Origin of the sequence: Thermobaculum terrenum ATCC BAA-798, from assembly GCF_000025005.1 — a bacterium.
Taxonomy (GTDB): Bacteria; Chloroflexota; Chloroflexia; order Thermobaculales; family Thermobaculaceae; genus Thermobaculum; species Thermobaculum terrenum.
The window spans coordinates 1,039,975-1,056,300 of record NC_013525.1 but is presented as its reverse complement, the minus strand read 5'-3'; the positions used below and the strand labels follow the sequence as shown (position 1 = coordinate 1,056,300).

14 protein-coding genes, 2 tRNA genes, 1 pseudogene and 1 other annotated feature are annotated in these 16,326 nt (G+C 45.9%); of the genes and pseudogenes, 7 read left to right on the top strand and 10 right to left on the bottom strand.

Annotation, left to right across the window (positions count from 1 at the left end):
• Position 1 precedes the first annotated feature (1 nt).
• Both TTER_RS05005 and fdhD read right to left on the bottom strand, forming a co-directional pair.
• On the bottom strand, positions 2 to 790 hold the full coding sequence (locus TTER_RS05005) for a phosphatase (RefSeq protein ID WP_012874941.1): 789 nt from the start codon (positions 788 to 790) through the stop codon (positions 2 to 4).
• Complete coding sequence (fdhD, locus tag TTER_RS05000; protein ID WP_012874940.1) at positions 783 to 1,583, bottom strand: formate dehydrogenase accessory sulfurtransferase FdhD; 801 nt, start codon at positions 1,581 to 1,583, stop codon at positions 783 to 785. The genes TTER_RS05005 and fdhD overlap by 8 nt, the downstream gene beginning before the upstream one ends.
• A gap of 76 nt (positions 1,584 to 1,659) precedes the next feature.
• Here fdhD and TTER_RS04995 point away from each other — a divergent pair, with 76 nt between their 5' ends.
• Positions 1,660 to 2,484: an aminoglycoside 6-adenylyltransferase gene (locus TTER_RS04995; RefSeq protein ID WP_012874939.1), complete on the top strand. Its 825-nt coding sequence runs from the start codon at positions 1,660 to 1,662 to the stop codon at positions 2,482 to 2,484.
• A 49-nt stretch (positions 2,485 to 2,533) separates the two neighbouring features.
• Here TTER_RS04995 and xylA read toward each other — a convergent pair whose 3' ends face one another.
• The gene (gene xylA / locus TTER_RS04990) at positions 2,534 to 3,706 is read right to left on the bottom strand and encodes a xylose isomerase (protein WP_012874938.1); all 1,173 of its coding nucleotides are present in this window, start codon (positions 3,704 to 3,706) and stop codon (positions 2,534 to 2,536) included.
• Here xylA and TTER_RS15570 point away from each other — a divergent pair.
• Positions 3,705 to 4,283, top strand: a complete 579-nt coding sequence (locus tag TTER_RS15570) for a hypothetical protein (protein WP_148211890.1) — start codon at positions 3,705 to 3,707, stop codon at positions 4,281 to 4,283. The genes xylA and TTER_RS15570 overlap by 2 nt on opposite strands.
• 3 nt (positions 4,284 to 4,286) lie before the next feature.
• Here TTER_RS15570 and TTER_RS04980 read toward each other — a convergent pair whose 3' ends face one another.
• Both TTER_RS04980 and trxA read right to left on the bottom strand, forming a co-directional pair.
• Positions 4,287 to 4,745 (bottom strand): CoA-binding protein, encoded by a 459-nt coding sequence (locus TTER_RS04980; RefSeq protein WP_012874936.1) that lies wholly within the window; start codon positions 4,743 to 4,745, stop codon positions 4,287 to 4,289.
• Between the two features lie 75 nt (positions 4,746 to 4,820).
• A complete protein-coding gene (gene trxA / locus TTER_RS04975) occupies positions 4,821 to 5,153 on the bottom strand; it encodes a thioredoxin (protein ID WP_012874935.1) in 333 nt (110 codons plus the stop codon).
• 126 nt (positions 5,154 to 5,279) lie between these two features.
• Here trxA and TTER_RS14630 point away from each other — a divergent pair, with 126 nt between their 5' ends.
• The 4 genes and pseudogenes from TTER_RS14630 to TTER_RS16350 all read left to right on the top strand — a co-directional run.
• Positions 5,280 to 5,912: a phosphatase PAP2 family protein gene (locus TTER_RS14630; protein ID WP_049822958.1), complete on the top strand. Its 633-nt coding sequence runs from the start codon at positions 5,280 to 5,282 to the stop codon at positions 5,910 to 5,912.
• Positions 5,913 to 5,993: 81 nt separating this feature from the next.
• Positions 5,994 to 6,596 carry a CDP-alcohol phosphatidyltransferase family protein gene (locus TTER_RS04965; protein ID WP_041424362.1) on the top strand — a complete coding sequence of 201 codons (603 nt, stop codon included), beginning with the start codon at positions 5,994 to 5,996 and terminating at the stop codon, positions 6,594 to 6,596.
• Positions 6,597 to 6,657: 61 nt separating this feature from the next.
• Positions 6,658 to 7,656 (top strand): LLM class F420-dependent oxidoreductase, encoded by a 999-nt coding sequence (locus TTER_RS04960; RefSeq protein ID WP_012874932.1) that lies wholly within the window; start codon positions 6,658 to 6,660, stop codon positions 7,654 to 7,656.
• 219 nt (positions 7,657 to 7,875) lie between these two features.
• Positions 7,876 to 8,973 (top strand): annotated as a pseudogene (locus TTER_RS16350) (glycosyltransferase family 4 protein); the annotation flags it as partial.
• 187 nt (positions 8,974 to 9,160) lie between these two features.
• Here TTER_RS16350 and TTER_RS04950 read toward each other — a convergent pair.
• From TTER_RS04950 to TTER_RS04935, 4 genes are all read right to left on the bottom strand, one after another.
• Positions 9,161 to 9,251, bottom strand: a tRNA-Ser gene (locus TTER_RS04950).
• A 49-nt stretch (positions 9,252 to 9,300) separates the two neighbouring features.
• A tRNA-Ser gene (locus TTER_RS04945) sits at positions 9,301 to 9,387 on the bottom strand.
• 46 nt (positions 9,388 to 9,433) lie between these two features.
• Positions 9,434 to 10,702 (bottom strand): serine--tRNA ligase, encoded by a 1,269-nt coding sequence (gene serS, locus TTER_RS04940; RefSeq protein WP_041424736.1) that lies wholly within the window; start codon positions 10,700 to 10,702, stop codon positions 9,434 to 9,436.
• Positions 10,703 to 10,784: 82 nt separating this feature from the next.
• Positions 10,785 to 11,222, bottom strand: a complete 438-nt coding sequence (locus TTER_RS04935) for an HNH endonuclease (protein ID WP_148211951.1) — start codon at positions 11,220 to 11,222, stop codon at positions 10,785 to 10,787.
• Positions 11,223 to 11,415: 193 nt separating this feature from the next.
• Positions 11,416 to 11,667: a binding site (T-box leader), on the top strand.
• A 53-nt stretch (positions 11,668 to 11,720) separates the two neighbouring features.
• Here TTER_RS04935 and ileS point away from each other — a divergent pair.
• On the top strand, positions 11,721 to 14,870 hold the full coding sequence (gene ileS, locus TTER_RS04930) for an isoleucine--tRNA ligase (RefSeq protein WP_012874929.1): 3,150 nt from the start codon (positions 11,721 to 11,723) through the stop codon (positions 14,868 to 14,870).
• A 53-nt stretch (positions 14,871 to 14,923) separates the two neighbouring features.
• Here ileS and TTER_RS04925 read toward each other — a convergent pair whose 3' ends face one another.
• Positions 14,924 to 16,195 carry a replication-associated recombination protein A gene (locus TTER_RS04925; protein ID WP_012874928.1) on the bottom strand — a complete coding sequence of 424 codons (1,272 nt, stop codon included), beginning with the start codon at positions 16,193 to 16,195 and terminating at the stop codon, positions 14,924 to 14,926.
• Between the last annotated feature and the right edge of the window lie 131 nt (positions 16,196 to 16,326).

Sequence of the window (16,326 nt, the reverse complement as noted above, 5' to 3'; positions counted from 1 at the left end):
GTCACTGCTCCGAGGCTTCTACCATGCTGATTATTATTGGGAAAACAGCGTCAACATCAGCAGATGGAGCGCTATCATTGAAAGGCACAACTATCATCGGTGCTCCCAGTTTTTCTGCTACCGCAACTCCTGGATCATTGGTATCCATTACACATATAGTCTCTATACCGTGGTTAACTGCTGCACCAGCGAATCCATGATCGGCGATCGCTATGTCCGGAATATCTACCTTAGATAAGAGCTCTTCCATTAGGTGATAGTCATGAGTATGTACAGGATTACCATTCACGGAGGCAACATAAACTCTATCATGTAATGATAATTTCAGCCCCTCATAGGATATATTCTCGGGGATGAAATCAATGATCCTACAACCCCGCCGGCTCACGTAGTCAGCAAGCTTCGAATAGAGACTCAGCATATTGGCCGGATGCCCGGTAGCAAATATGAAAGTAGACCTCATCTCAATAGCTCGCCTTATGACCGTGCTTGCAGACAGCAGAGCCTTGTATGTAGAAGAGGGAGCTATATACCCTTGGCCAGATAAATGCTCTATATTCGTTGGGCAACCGGTCCATGAAGCTATTGTATCCAATACATCCTGAGGCTTCAGCTTTCCTTTATCTATAGCCTGATGTATCAGTTCTATCCCTAAGGTAACCCCTGGGTCACCTTTCACAAGCTTATATATATGATCGATATTATTCTCGCGCGAATGGGCTAGTCCAGCCCCAGCTAATTTATGCTTCACTAAGATATTCTCAACTTCTTCGCGTGTGTATCTAACCAACTGCCCCTCTCTTCTCCAAGTACTTTTCTTCCAAAATTAGATTATCGAAACCGGAATATATATTGAACTTATTACCTCTAGCATAACCTATCAGGGTTATGCCTATCCTGTTACACACTTCTATAGCCAGAGAAGTCGGCGATGTGTGAGATATAATAACAGGACATCCCAATCGAGCCGCTTTGAGAGCCATCTCGGATGAGATCCTCCCACTTGAGATAAGCCATTTATCCCTCACATCAATCCCTTTCCACAAGGCTTCACCGACTATCTTGTCAACAGCGTTATGTCTGCCAACATCCTCAGCAACTACTAGCAAGTCATCTTTCTGAGACAGGGCACAAGTATGTATACCTCCTGTCTCACGATAATTTTCCGAAGCGAGATGTAGATTATGCATTACACTAATTACATCTTCTGGCCTCAATTTACTTTGACTTATTGGCATACTGTACTCATCGAGGATAGCAAAGGATACCCCGCCTCCACAGCCAGAGGTGATAGATCTAGGCTTAGACAACAGTTGGACTAGGTCTTGTTCGGGAATAGTGAGCATTACTTCTATGACACTATCTTCTTCGCACACTCTAAGGTACAAAAGGTCGTCAAGGCTACCTATGATTCCAGATGTATAGAGGAAGCCTATGGCCAGAAAATTTAGCTTGGTTGGGGTGGCCATAAGAGTCACCCACTGGTTTCCATTTATGTAGAAAGTAAGCGGAACCTCTACTGGAACTGCCTTGGCATCCTCGATAACACCTTGGCCTGCCATATACTTGTAGTAATTGACCATAATGCGACCTCCTACCGAGAGCTATTGTACATCAAACATGCTTATACATATTGGCTACTGAATAGAAGGAGAATTTATGATTCACAGGACTGAATCGGAAGAAAATATGTTACAAGTGGTAGTTAGTTGGGCACTTGATGAAGAGCCAGAAGCTGTCGCAGTGCTATTAGCAGGTAGCAGGGCCAGAGGGGAAGCTCAGAACTTCAGCGATGTAGATATAACCACTGTTACAATCCAAACTCCTAAATGCTCCTACCGGACTCTTTTCCTGGAAAACGATCATAATCAGCTCACGCACATATCCATGGGAGCTCAAAGCCTACAGGACTGGCAGATGGAGCACGAACAGCCTGCAGATTGGAGCATGTTCCTTCCTGCAGAAGAGCACTACAGAGTGCTATGGGTAAGGCCCAACTATGAATACCTTTTCTACTATGGAAAGATCAATCATCCTGCTCCCGGTATGGAAGTAGAAGACTTCCTTGAGTACGTCAGCAAAGCCAAGAACGCCTGGTTGCATCGAGACGACATAGGCGTCAGATGGTCGGCTATGGAGGCAGCTAAGTACCTACCGGGTATACTTAAACCTCTCAATCCTGAAATAGCAGCTAAGAACAAAATGGATGCGCTGAAACTCGCCCTAAGCCTGCCAGTTACTCCTGAAAATTATCAGAACGATATGATGATATGCCTTGGGCTAATACCCGTAGATGATACACGCAAGATCATGGAAGCCTTGCTTAGGTTGGCCTTGGGAGCTATCAAGATGATAAAGGATAAGGCATTAGAGTTCTCTGAACTAATAGGGCAACCATATATACCAGAATACATATACAACGGAACTGTAGAAAGATACTTGCTGCAGGGTATAGATGACCTTGGGATAACAGTAGTCAAATAATCCTTTCTGGGCGTAGAGAACTACGCCCAGAAAGGGAACCACGCAAGTGTTATCTTACTCCGAGCAACAGCTCCATTACTAGCTGATCCAGCTCCTCATATTTCCTTCCACGCTGCGATAGTGCAGTGACGTCAAATTTATAATCCTTTACCTGCTGCGCATGCTCCCTAGAGTAGCCGTCTGAAGCACTTGGCCCCTGATAGTTTTCATCTTCAGCTCTGATCTCAGCTAGCAGTCCTTGAATTTCGGCATCTTTGTTGAACTTCTGCGCCTTCTCCTTCAATATCAGATAAGACCGCATGCATCCCCTGGCAAAAGCCCAAACACCTTCTTCATCCTCGGTCCTGTAGGCGTGGGCGTCAAAGTGTCTGGGGCCATCGTAACCGCTGTCCTCAAGTAGCTTCACCAAGAAGAATGCTCGCTTGGGATTTTCAGAGGCGAATCTGAAATCTTGATCATATCTCCCAATTATTTGATCATTCAGATCTATGTGAAATAGCTTACCAGCCTCTATAGCTTCAGCCACTGCATGTACGAAGTTCAAACCAGCCATGGTCTCATGAGCAAACTCTGGGTTTAGACCGACCATCTCGGGATGATCCAAAGTGGAGATAAAATGTAGCATATGTCCTACTGTGGGGAAATAAATATCTCCTCTGGGTTCATTAGGTTTAGGTTCCAGTGCAAAACGCATGTTATAGCCCTGATCGATCACATAGTCACACAAATAGTTAATAGCCTCTCTAAACCGCTTGATAGCATCTACAGGGTTTCTGTAGGCATCGGTCTCGGATCCTTCTCTTCCTCCCCAGAAGACATAAGTAGTCGCCCCTAGCTCGGCTCCTAGATCTATAGCCTGCATGGTCTTTTGTAGAGCAAATGCTCTGACCTTGGCATCTGAAGAAGTAAAAGCACCATCTTTGAATATAGGGTGCGTGAAAAGATTGGTGGTAGCCATAGGAACCACCATACCGGTATCTTCCAAGGCCTTCTTGAAGCTTTTGACTATCCTATCTCTCTCCTGTGCCGACGCTCCAAACGGCACTAGGTCGTTATCATGAAAGTTCACGCCATATGCCCCGAGCTCACTGAGCTTATGTACTATATGCTCCGGGGTCATGGGCGTTCTTACAGGATCACCAAAGGGATCTCGCCCTATATTACCTACGGTCCATAGCCCAAAGGTAAATTTATCGCTCTTCTTAGGGGTATAATCTGCCATGCGACCACTCCTTGCTCATGTTCTAACACTCGGTATCATAACATCAAAGATAGCTCCATGGAGAAGTGAAAATTTGAAAATGGCTGGAGAATGGAAAGGATTTGTTCCCAAAATGCTGTCCAAGTCAATAGTTGTATTAGCATCAAAAGTTGTAACCGCAACGCTTATTATTATGTTGGTAGCCGCGTGCAGTTTACCGTTTACTAGTAGGGATAGCAATGGCATGGCAAGCTGCAAAGACATGGGATTACCGGATGCGGGCATTACTAACACAATGCCAGGGGTAAATACAGACCAAGAGGCTAAGCAAAGATTTATCTCAGCATATGAGCAGGGCAAAGCATCTTGTTGGACAAGAATATTCCCAGGATACGATAACAAAGAAGTGAGAGAGAGGATTTATTTCGACGACTCACCCAGGATACTCAAAGTAAGCATAGAGACACCGGTCAATAACAGTAAATCCTACATAAAGACAGATTACACTTGCGAAAAGCTAGTGGTCAGAGGAGATAAGCTGCAGTTAGTGAACTGCAGCACGACAGACGGACGGATAGTCGAGATAGCTGTTCCCTAAGAACTAATCCTCTGAAGATGACTCATAAGACACAGGTATAGGCTGATGAGCCAGATAGGCATGCTCCTTTAGTATGCACCTATCCATTACAACCCGTATGCCAGCTCTACGAGCTCTTAGTGCGGCTAGGTCATCTATAACTCCCTCTTGCATCCAGACAGCTTTTACTCCCTTCTGAATAGCCTCATCCACAACCTTACCTGCAGCATCTGACCTGCGGAATATAACTACCACATCGACCGGAAATGGAATGCTAGCGAGGTCCGGATATGCCTTTTCCCCCAAGACCATTTCTACGTAGGGGTTTACAGGCACTATTCTATATCCATGCCTCTTCAGGTACGAAGCTACCACATGACTAGGCCTGAAAGGATCAGGAGATAGCCCTACTATAGCCATCGTGTGATACTTCAAGATTGCTTCTATGTCTTCCTGTTTTGCGAACTCATCGCGAGCTATCATGTCTGCATCCTCCTGATGTTAAGCAGAATATGGCCAGGCAATAGCCCGGCCATACATAAGCTACTAGCTATTACACTATAGCACCGAGTCGATGACAGCAGACAGCTTATCTTTAGTCGTAAATCCAACCAGCCGTTGTACTTCCTGCCCTTCCTTGAAGATAATGAGGGTAGGGATGCTGTAGGTACCAAAAGCGCTCGGCGTCTGCATATTGTCATCCACATTAAGCTTTGCGAAGAGCACTCTGCCTGCATACTGGCCAGCCAACTCTTCAAAAATAGGAGCCATCATGCGGCATGGACCACACCAAGGAGCCCAGAAGTCAACAATGGCTGGGATCTCAGACTTCAGGATCTTCTCCTCAAAATTCTCGTCCGTCACTTCTATTGGATGAACTTGAGTAGCCAAAATACAACCTCCGTTTACAATTGACCTTGAGATAGTTAGCATTTCTCTTGCCAATCATTATAACATTGAGATTGGTTGGATTATTTCAAACCTCTTAACATGATCCTTCTAGGAGAGAGACTACTATTGTACGAAAACAGAGATTATGCTTATTCTTCGAAAGAGATCCATACGTACCCTGTCTCGACAGAGGAAACCATAGGCATAATTAAGTCTCTTTCCAAGAAACTTAAGCCTTGGCAAACATTTGACACAATCCTCTTCATAGCCATTAATCACCTACCACATACCTATATGTCCAGAAAAATCATGTCTATGATTTCAACCTTCTGTCAGCACGGTTTATGTTGGGTCGTAGCAGATGTAATCACATTCAGGAGAACAAAAGACTATAAATTCTCTGTGCGAGTATTAGCAACCATAGCTTCCACAGACCTCCTAGTAGAGCAGATAATCAAGAAAAGGTTCAGGAGGCGTAGGCCCTATATAAAACTTATTAGAGCTATGGTGGTAGGTCGTAAACCCAACAGCTGGTCATTTCCCAGTGGTCACTCAACCTTAGCCTTTGTAGGGGCAGATTTATTTGCAAGGAAGCACAAAAAGTTCAGAAAACTTTTCTATGGATTTGCTGCATTGGTAGGCTTTTCAAGAATATACCTAGGGTTTCACTACCCAAGTGATGTCCTTATAGGAGCAGGCACTGGCATAATACTCAGCAGGCTTTCGGAGAAATTAGCTAATCTCCTGGGAATAAAATGACCGGTAAATAAAAAAGTACTAACCAATTACCAAAGGCCAAAAAGTATAATGAGCTCGAAGACATCTAGTAAATCTAGTTTTATGAAACATATAGAAAAATATTATGCCACCGTTCCCAACTTATTAGCTCTTTTCCGACTACTGCTGGTACCTATCCTGTGGATAATAGCTCTATTAGGATACTCAAAACTCGTTGCGTTGGGTCTTATATTAGCTGGCCTGACGGATGCTCTCGATGGACAGTTAGCCAGACGTCTGAACCAGGTTACAAAAGAGGGCGCAAGAATAGACTCTTTATCTGATAATTTACTACTTACCTCAACGGTTATATGGCTTCTAATTCTCAAACCCCAGGTATTTAGGGATAACACTTTGCTTTATATATTAGTGATAGTTGTTTATCTCATTGTAATTTCAGTAGGATGGATAAGATTCAGGAGAATAGGTAACTTACACCTTTACTCGACAAGGGCGGCTGTAGTCATAGGCTATATATTCCTGATACACACCTTTCTTTTTCCGGAATATAGTAAAACATTGTTCTACGCAACAGTAATCGCACAACTCGTAGCCTCCGCGGAGATCCTAGCTGTGTTATTGACTCGAGAATATGTGGATGAATACATAGGTTCCATACTATTATGGCGTAATAGGAGTAAAGAAAAGCTGCCACCTGAAAAATGATATATGTACTGGTTCAATAATTGCTATCTAGATTGAGAAACGAAAGGAGGATCTAGACAGAATGCCTGAGAACGGAGGAATAAAATTTGGGGTATTTGTGCCGCAGGGATGGAGGATGGACCTGGTGGAGATAAGAGACCCTATAGAGCAGTACGAAGCCATGACCAACGTAGCCAAAACAGCCGACTCCATCCCAGGCTGGGACTCCATCTGGGTCTACGACCACTTCCACACCGTCCCCTCCCCCACCCTCAACACCACCTTTGAGTGCTGGACCATCACTGCTGCCCTGGCCAGGGACACCCACCGAGTCAACATAGGCCAGATGGTCACCTGCAACGGCTACCGCAACCCTGCACTCCTGGCCAAGATGGCCTCCACCGTCGATGTCGCCTCCCATGGCAGACTCTACTTCGGCCTGGGAGCTGGCTGGTACGAGCATGAGTGGCGGGCCTATGGCTATGGCTTCCCTGAAACCAGGGTCAGAATGGGCATGTTCAGGGAGGCTTGTGCCATCATCCATGCCATGTGGACCCAGGACTACCCCCAGTTTGAGGGTAAGTACTACCAGATAGATCGTCCCATCAACGAGCCCAAGGGAGTGCGCAAGCCCCATCCCTCCTTCTGGATAGGAGGTGGAGGAGAGAAGGTCACCCTCCGCCTGGTGGCCCAGTACGGCAACGCCTGCAATGTAGGTGGCGGTAACGTGGATGTAGTCCGTCAGAAGCTGGAGGTTCTCAAGCAGCACTGTGAGGAACTGGGTAGGAACTACGACGAGATCATCAAGTCCACAAGTGTTAACGTACATCTAATTGAAAGTGAAAAGGACGCAGAGGCCGCAACAGCTAAGGCTAGAGGAGATCAACCCTTAGAAGAGTATGCTAAGAGCTTCTGGGTAGTCACTCCAGAACAGTTCGTAGAAAGGGCTCAGGAGCTCATAGACGCAGGCATAAACTACTTCATTATCTATATTCCTAGGGTAGCTTATGAGATAGAGAGATTGATTGAGTTCTCAGAAGAGATACTACCCAGGTTTCAGTTGGAAGCTAGTCGAGCCTAATGTTGCGGAGTTGCCCCTAACCCGAAACTTTTCGGTTAGGGGCAACTCCAATCAGAGTGTGCTGCTGGTCGGTTTAGATGTCCCTGAATTTTATGGTTTTTACTATCATGTAGACAGAAGCCCATTTGTATCTACATTGAACGTAATCCAATATGATGCTATAAGACTTCTACGTTATCGAGCATCACTTATTTCACTCCTAGAGAGTAAGAGGTCAACATGAGATCTGGGAACACTAAAACAAGGGAGAAAGATATCACCGTCGCCTTTGTAAGCAGTTATCCCCCAAGACAATGTGGGATAGCTACTTTCACCAGGGACCTTGCCCAGGCTGTATGTAAGGCTCCAGGCATAAAGGACTTCAAGGTAGTAGCTATAAACGAGCCTGGAGGACTGCACCGGTACCCGAGAGAGGTGATATTCCGTATAGATCAAGGCCGACCAGAGACTTATGCTGAAGCTGCTGAGTTTCTCAACAAACAGCAGATAGATGTTGTCAGTGTACAGCACGAATTTGGTCGATTTGGCGTGTGGGACCAATACCTACGTGAAGATTATCTAGCATTATTTTTAGATCACATCAGGAAGCCAGTAGTAACTACACTGCACACCATACTGCCTCATCCACATCCATCAGTAAGAGCTGCTATTCGAAATGCTGCCGATAAGAGCCAAGCAGTAGTAGCTATGGTCAAGGTCGGAGCACTCATGCTGGTCGAGGACTACGGAGTCCCAGCTGAGAAGATAGTCTATATACCACATGGTATGCCGGAGATACAGCCTTCAGGCAGGCGTAGGCTCAAGGCTCAGCTAGGCGTATCGGACAGAACCATCATACTAACTTTCGGCCTGCTCAGTCCAGGCAAAGGACTTGAATACGTTATCCAAGCACTTCCAATGATAATAAAGAAGCATCCTGACGTCCTTTATCTAATAGTGGGAGAAACTCACCCAGATCTTAGAAGAACTCTAGGTGAAAGCTATCGTAATCAGTTGCAAAAGCTAGCAGAAGATCTTGGTGTGTCCAAACACGTCGCTTTCGTCAACCACTATCTCGAGCAGAAGGAAATCGTAGACTATCTACTGGCTGCGGATGTCTATGTCACTCCGTATCTAGATAGAAACCAGATAACAAGCGGCACACTTACCTACGCATTAGGATCTGGAAAGGCCATAGTAAGTACCCCCTATATACATGCTACAGAGGCCCTTGCAGAACATAGAGGTATACTAGCGGAATTCAGAAGTGCAGAAAGTCTGGCCAACGCAATCAACTATATACTTGACCATCCTGAAGAAAAGGCAGAATTAGAGAGAAGAGCCTACGAGTATGGCAAGGAGATGGCATGGCCTAAGGTAGGTAGAGATTTCGCGATCTTGCTTCGAAGGGTTGTAGAGGGCAAGAACCCGACTTACCTTACTGGAGATCCATTCAGATTAGTCAGAGAAGAAGATGTTGATGAGCAAAAAATAGCGTCCGAAATGGCTTCGGACGCTAATAAGGCGGAGGAGGAGGGATTCGAACCCTCGTCGGAGGCATCAACCCCCGAAACCGCTTAGCAGGCGGCCGCACTAGACCACTATGCGACTCCTCCACACAGCTTATATGCTAACAAACTTGATACAGATCAGTCAAAGGTACTTTGGCGGAGAGGGAGGGATTCGAACCCCCGGGGCTCATCGCCCAGCTGTTTTCAAGACAGCCGCATTAAACCACTCTGCCACCTCTCCACACCCAATAATCTTAACAAAACCACACGCTAAATGTGGAGGTAGGTCAGCTCTTAATGACCTCTTGTCCTCCCATGTATGGCCTTAGAACTTCAGGTATAACCACTGATCCATCCGGCTGCTGATAGTTCTCGAGAATGGCGATCATCACTCTTGGAAGTGCTAGCCCAGACCCATTCAGTGTATGCACGTATTCTGTCTCAGACTTAGGAGTCCTCTTGAAGCGAATACCCGCCCTTCTAGCCTGAAAATCCCCTACATTGGAGCAAGAGCTAACCTCAAGCCACTCCCTTACACCAGGTGACCAAACCTCTATATCAAAAGTCCTGCGCGACTTAAATCCTAGGTCTCCAGTACAGAGCTCTACGACCCTACAGGTAAGCCCGAGCTTGATGGCAGTATCCTCGGCATGCTTCACAAGCTCTTCCAAGTGTTTTGGAGAGTCCTCAGGGAGGGTATAGTGGTACATCTCCACCTTGTCAAACTGGTGCCCTCTCTTGATACCCCTCACGTCCTTGCCTGCGCTCATCTTCTCCCTTCTGAAGCAGGGTGTGTAAGCAGCATACCTAATGGGGAGAGACTCTACCGGTATTATCTCGTTCATGTGGATCCCGGTCAGAGGAGCTTCTGCAGTAGGAATAAACCACACGTCGTCTTCGACGTCATGATACATCGTATCCTCGAAATCAGGTAAGTGAGCCGATGCCCATAAAGTCTCTTCTTTTACTATTGCGGGAGGATAAACCTCCTTGTATCCCTCTTGCCTACGCAGATCCAACATCCAAGTTATGAGAGCCCTTTGTAACCTGGCTCCGTCTCCATGAAGTACATAGAAACGTGATCCACTGATCTTCTGCCCCTGAGCAAAATCTATGATCCCAAGCCTCTCGCCTATCTCCCAATGAGGCCTAGCATCAAATGGTAGCTCCCTAGGCTCCCCGTGCTGACGTACGACTACGTTATCGCTTTCATCCTTACCGTCGGGGACTTCAGGATCGGGAATGTTGGGTATCTGTAGTAACAATGTATGTAGCTTGGACTCGACCTCACGCAGCTCACTTTCCAGAGACTCAATTTGATTTCCTACCTGACGCATCCGAGATATAAGAGATTCTCTCTCGGTCTTATCACTTATCCTAGGGATTTGCTTCGATACCTTGTTGCGTTCGGATCTAAGTCCCTCAACCTCTGTAAGTATTTTCCTCCTTCTGGAGTCAAGAGCAATCACCTCATCGATAGGAGCATCTGAGCCTCTACGCTTGAGACCCGCCTTGACTATATCCGGATGCTCTCTTATAAGTCTAAGATCCAGCACCAATATCACCTCACAAGCAAAAAGAATCTCTTAGAGATTTGGCAAGCAAAGGAGAAGAACCTAATCAATAAGGATATCAGTACTACCAACCTGAAGGTAGGTACTTAAGCCACTCTTCGTTTACACTATGCTGTATTTTCTGTAGGAGTATATAGTAAGGGCTAACACGAGGCTCTTTTGGCTCGTTCAGAAGCCTCATTCTAGCCTCCTCGGGGCTCTTACCACCCTTACGATGATTGCAGGCTCTGCAAGCACTTACCAAGTTAGTCCAGGTATGCCTTCCACCTCTAGATCTAGGTATAACATGATCCAAAGTTAAATCCCTGGTGTGCTTACCGCAATATTGGCACGTGTAATTATCGCGCGCAAACACCTCTTTCCTAGTAAGTCGAAGTCTTGGCCTTGGGCGCTTCACCAGGTGAGATAGCCTAATTACCGAAGGACACCTGTAACTGCTAGATGGAGTATGGATGATGTGTCCATTGAGCTCCAAAACTTCGGCCTTACCGTTATAGACCATCACGAGGGCACGCTTAGCATTACAGACGTTTAGGGGTTCATAGTTGTAATTAAGTACAAGAACTAGCGGTTCCAAGGATTCAACTCTCAGGTTACACTATTTCACTTAAAATCATATCACACGTCCCGACCATGTTTACATCTTGCCCAGGAAGCGAGGTTCCTGATATGCTTTTTAGCAAAAGTAGAATCGTTTAAAGGCTGTGAAGGAAACCTAGTAGGCTCGAGTTGCGCGGCACAGAGAGTCTGGGTAAGGTGAGAGCCAGATGCCGTGGGGCGAGCTGAAGATCATTCCAGAGCCTCCGCCCGAACCGCGAAAGCGCAGTAGACGCGGACGGATTTGCCACCCGTTATCAGTGGCAGGATGTGATATCGCATCCACTGAGAGAGCGGCAACGCTAATAGAGGTGGTACCGCGGGCTGGTAATGATCGGCTCGTCCTCAGCTGAGGACGAGCCATTTGAATTTAACGAGTACTCCGTAATAGGGAGGTTTTACTATGTTCAAAGAAGTAGAGAATAAATCTGACTTTGTCAAGCTAGAGCATGAAGTACAAAACTGGTGGAATCAAAATCAAATACTAGAGAAATACCTACATAAGAATGATAACTCTCCAGAAAGATTCTCTTTCCTAGATGGACCAATAACAGCCAATAACCCTATGGGTGTACACCATGCTTGGGGTAGGACCTATAAAGATGTGGTACAGAGATATCATACAATGCTTGGTCATCGTCAGAGATATCAGAATGGATTTGATTGCCAGGGGTTATGGGTCGAAGTTGAGGTTGAAAAAGAGCTCGGACTTAAGACCAAGCGAGATATCGAGAAGTTCGGCATAGACAGGTTCGTAGAGGAATGCAAGAAAAGGGTACTACACTTTGCTGACGTTATAACCAGGCAATCCATTCGCTTAGCTGAGTGGATGGATTGGGACAACTCCTACTTTACTATGTCGGATGAGAACAATTACACCATATGGGGATTCCTCAAGAAGTGCTACGAAAAAGGCTGGATCTACAAGGGGCATGATGTTATGCCTTGGTGCCCTCGATGCGGCACAGGTATCTCTCAACATGAGATAGTTACTGAGGGATACAGGGAGATTCAGCACCTCAGCCTGTTCGTAAAATTCCCTCTGCTAGAACGAGATAACGAGCATCTGCTCGTGTGGACCACAACTCCTTGGACGCTGACCTCGAATGTGGCTGCAGCTGTTAACCCGGATCTAGACTATGTAAAAATCAGACAAGGGGATGAGATTTATTATCTTGCCGCTGACGCTGTAAAGAATGCCATTAAGGGAGATTACGAAGAAGTAACCAGGCTCAAGGGAGCAGATTTACTCGGTTGGAAGTATAAAGGTCCTTTCGATGAACTTCCTGCACAGGTACAAGAACATAGAGTAATAGCCTGGGACGAGGTTAGTCCAGAGGAAGGTACAGGAATAGTCCATATAGCTCCTGGTTGCGGTCAAGAGGACTTCGCCCTTTCCAAAGAGTTCGACCTGCCGGTAATAGCTCCAATCGATGAATCAGGAGTGTTTTTGGAAGGCTTCGGCCAGCTTACTGGCAAGTACGTGCATGATGTGGCTAAGGACATAGCAGATAACCTCAGGGCAAAGGGTATACTCTATAGAACTCAAAACTACCTGCATAGATATCCAGTCTGCTGGCGTTGTGGCACAGAGCTTGTTTTCAGGTTGGTGGATGAATGGTTCATCTCAATGGATGAGCTGCGCCCGCTGCTTATGGATATAACGGAGCAGATAAATTGGATCCCATCCTTCGGTAAGGATAGAGAGCTGGACTGGTTGAGAAACATGGAAGACTGGATGATCAGCAAAAAGCGATATTGGGGTCTGGCTCTTCCAATCTATGAATGTCAGAAATGTGGCACATTCGAGGTCATAGGATCCGAAACTGAGCTCAAGGAAAGGGCTGTCGAAGGATGGGAACAATTCGAAGGCCATAGCCCACATAGACCTTGGGTTGATGCAGTCAAGATAGCATGCAAAAACTGCGGAGAAAAAGTTAGCCGCATTCCAGACGTTGGGAATCCATGGTTAGACGCTGGCATCGTACCCTTCTCAACTTTGTGCTATCGCCATGACCGTAAATACTGGGAAGAATGGTTCCCTGCGGATTTCATAACTGAAAGCTTCCCAGGGCAATTTCGCAACTGGTTCTATTCACTACTTACGATGAGTGCCACCCTTGAAGGCAAACCCCCGTTCAAGACTGTGCTAGGGTACGCCCTAATGAGAGATGAAAAGGGCGAAGAGATGCACAAGAGCAAAGGCAACGCTATATGGTTCGATGACGCCGCAGATAAGATGGGTGTGGATGTAATGCGCTGGTTGTTCTGTAGTCATAATCCAGCGCAGAATCTTAATTTTGGTTACCGTATAGGTGATGAAGTAAGAAGAAGATTTATCCTTCCACTGTGGAACTCCTACAGCTTCTTTGTAACCTACGCTAGATTAGACAACTACACTCCCACTACAGAATTTGACAAAAATCACCTAACGTTGCTGGATAGATGGATACTCTCCAGACTCAATACTCTCATAAATGATGTCAGGTATTTCATGGATCAATACGACATGATGAACGCCACCAAGAAGATAGAGAGATTTGTCATAGACGAACTCTCTAACTGGTACATAAGGCGTAACAGGAGGCGTTTCTGGAAGAGTATAAACGATGCCGATAAGCAGGCAGCTTATTACACACTCTATAACTGCATGGTGACTTTGAGCAAGCTAGTAGCTCCGTTCATCCCATTCATCGCCGAAGAGATGTATCAGAACCTTGTTAGAACACATAATCCTGCTTCTCCAGAGAGCGTCCACCTTTGTGACTTCCCAGTATCCAACCCTGAGATGTTAGATGCGGAGCTGGAAAGATCTATGGAAGCAGTACTTCAGGTAGTGGAGCTAGGCAGGGCAGCCAGAAATGAATCGAATATCAAAGTAAGGCAACCTCTCAGGCGCATCCTGGTCAAAACACCTGATGCGCAGTCAGCTGAGTATGTGAAAAGGCTTCAGGATCAGATATTGGATGAGCTCAATATCAAAGAGATGAAGCTTGTTGCTTCGGCTGGGGACCTAGTCGAATACACAATACTACCTAATCTACCAGTTCTAGGGCCCAAGTACGGCAAACTAGTACCTAAGATCCGTCAAGCCCTATCAATTATGGATGCATCCTCTGTAGCTCAAAAAGTAGCATCTGGTGAAGCGGTATCAATCGATGTAGAAGGACAAAAGATAGAACTCCAGCCTGAAGAGATTTTAGTTCGTGAAAACAATCGCCCCGGCTTGGCAAGTGCGAGTGCCAACGGTTATGTAGTAGCTCTTGATACTGAAATCACTGAGGACCTCCTGCATGAAGGAATAGCTCGTGATGTAGTCAGACATGTACAAAGTATGCGCAAGTCTGCTGGCCTAGAGATAGAGGATCGCATACGCATCTATCTACAAGGGGGAGATGACGTTCTGAGAGCGATTGACAAGTATGCAGACTATATTAGAAACGAAACTTTAGCTGAATCTATCAATACACAAGGTAGTCCAGACGGCGCATATCAGGAGAAGCTGGAGATAAACGATCAAGAAGTGCTGGTCGGGATTGTAAAGGTAAGTTAGAAGTATGTCATGGAGCGGGCATTTAAAGCAGGGCCCGCTCCATGAATCAGCTTCTAGGAACTAGAACTATCGTCAGGTGTATAGTACTTCCTGCCTCTCAATGATTCTGGTAAGTGTTCCTGATCTACCTTGGCATTAGGAAAATCATGAGCATACTTATAATCCATGCCGTATCCTAGAGCCTTCATAAGAGACGTGGGAGCATTCCTTAGGTGCAATGGCACAGGCTCGTTTCTCGTAGTCTCGATATCCTCTTTGACCTTCTCATAAGCACGATAGAGGGCATTGCTCTTAGGAGCCTTACAAAGATATACAACAGCCTCAGCAAGTGCCAGATTGCCTTCGGGCATACCCACAAAATGCACAGCCTGTTGTGCTGCTACGGCAACAACAAGAGCATTCGGATCGGCCATACCGACATCTTCAGTGGCTATCCGGATAAGCCTTCGAGCTATATATAGAGGGTCCTCTCCTGCCTCCAACATCCTACCTAACCAATAAAGTGAACCATCAGGATCTGAATCTCTTATGCTCTTGTGAAGGGCACTAATAAGATCATAGTGCTGGTCACCAGATTTATCATAGAGGAGCACCTTGCGTTGGACGACTTCTCTGATCAGGTCCACGTCTATATGACCATCATTAGCAACACGTGCAGCCATTTCTAGAGCAGTCAGAGCTATCCTAGCATCACCATTAGCAAGATCTGCCAGAAATTCTAAGGCAACGTCGTCCACCTGTAGAGCGTATGAACCCAGACCTCTCTCCTTATCCTCTATCGCTCTCTTCAGGATCAGCTTGATATGCTCCTCGCTCAGAGGGTTGAGTACATACACTCTACACCTTGATAACAAAGCAGAGTTTACTTCAAAACTAGGATTCTCAGTAGTAGCTCCAATCAGGGTAATACTTCCATTTTCAACGTGAGGTAGTACTGCATCTTGCTGAGCTTTATTAAATCTATGTATCTCATCTAGAAATACAATCGTCCTCTTTCTCAGGTTGCGTTTCAGTCTAATTGCGGATTCTATTACGCGACGCAGCTCTGGAACTCCTACGCTAACAGCACTTAGATGCACGAAATTCGAGGATGTTGTCTCAGCTATAGCCATAGCAAGAGAAGTCTTTCCAGTACCAGGAGGCCCCCACAGTATGATGGACGGTATGGAATCTCGCTCTATTGCTGCTCTCAGTGGTTTACCTGGACCAAGCAGATGTTCCTGCCCCACTATCTCATCAATATTTCTGGGCCTCATTCGAGCAGCTAAGGGTTGAGAGTGTATATCCTCTTGCTCGCTAGAGTTTTCCATACCCGGTAGCATCATGTTGTCCTCATCCATATGTTCAGTATAGAATGAACTTGCTCTAGTAACTAGGAGTATAAGTATGCCATGGGATGATTTAATTCGGACATTGGTGATCGCATTACTAATATTCGTTTTGACTCTGTTAATTG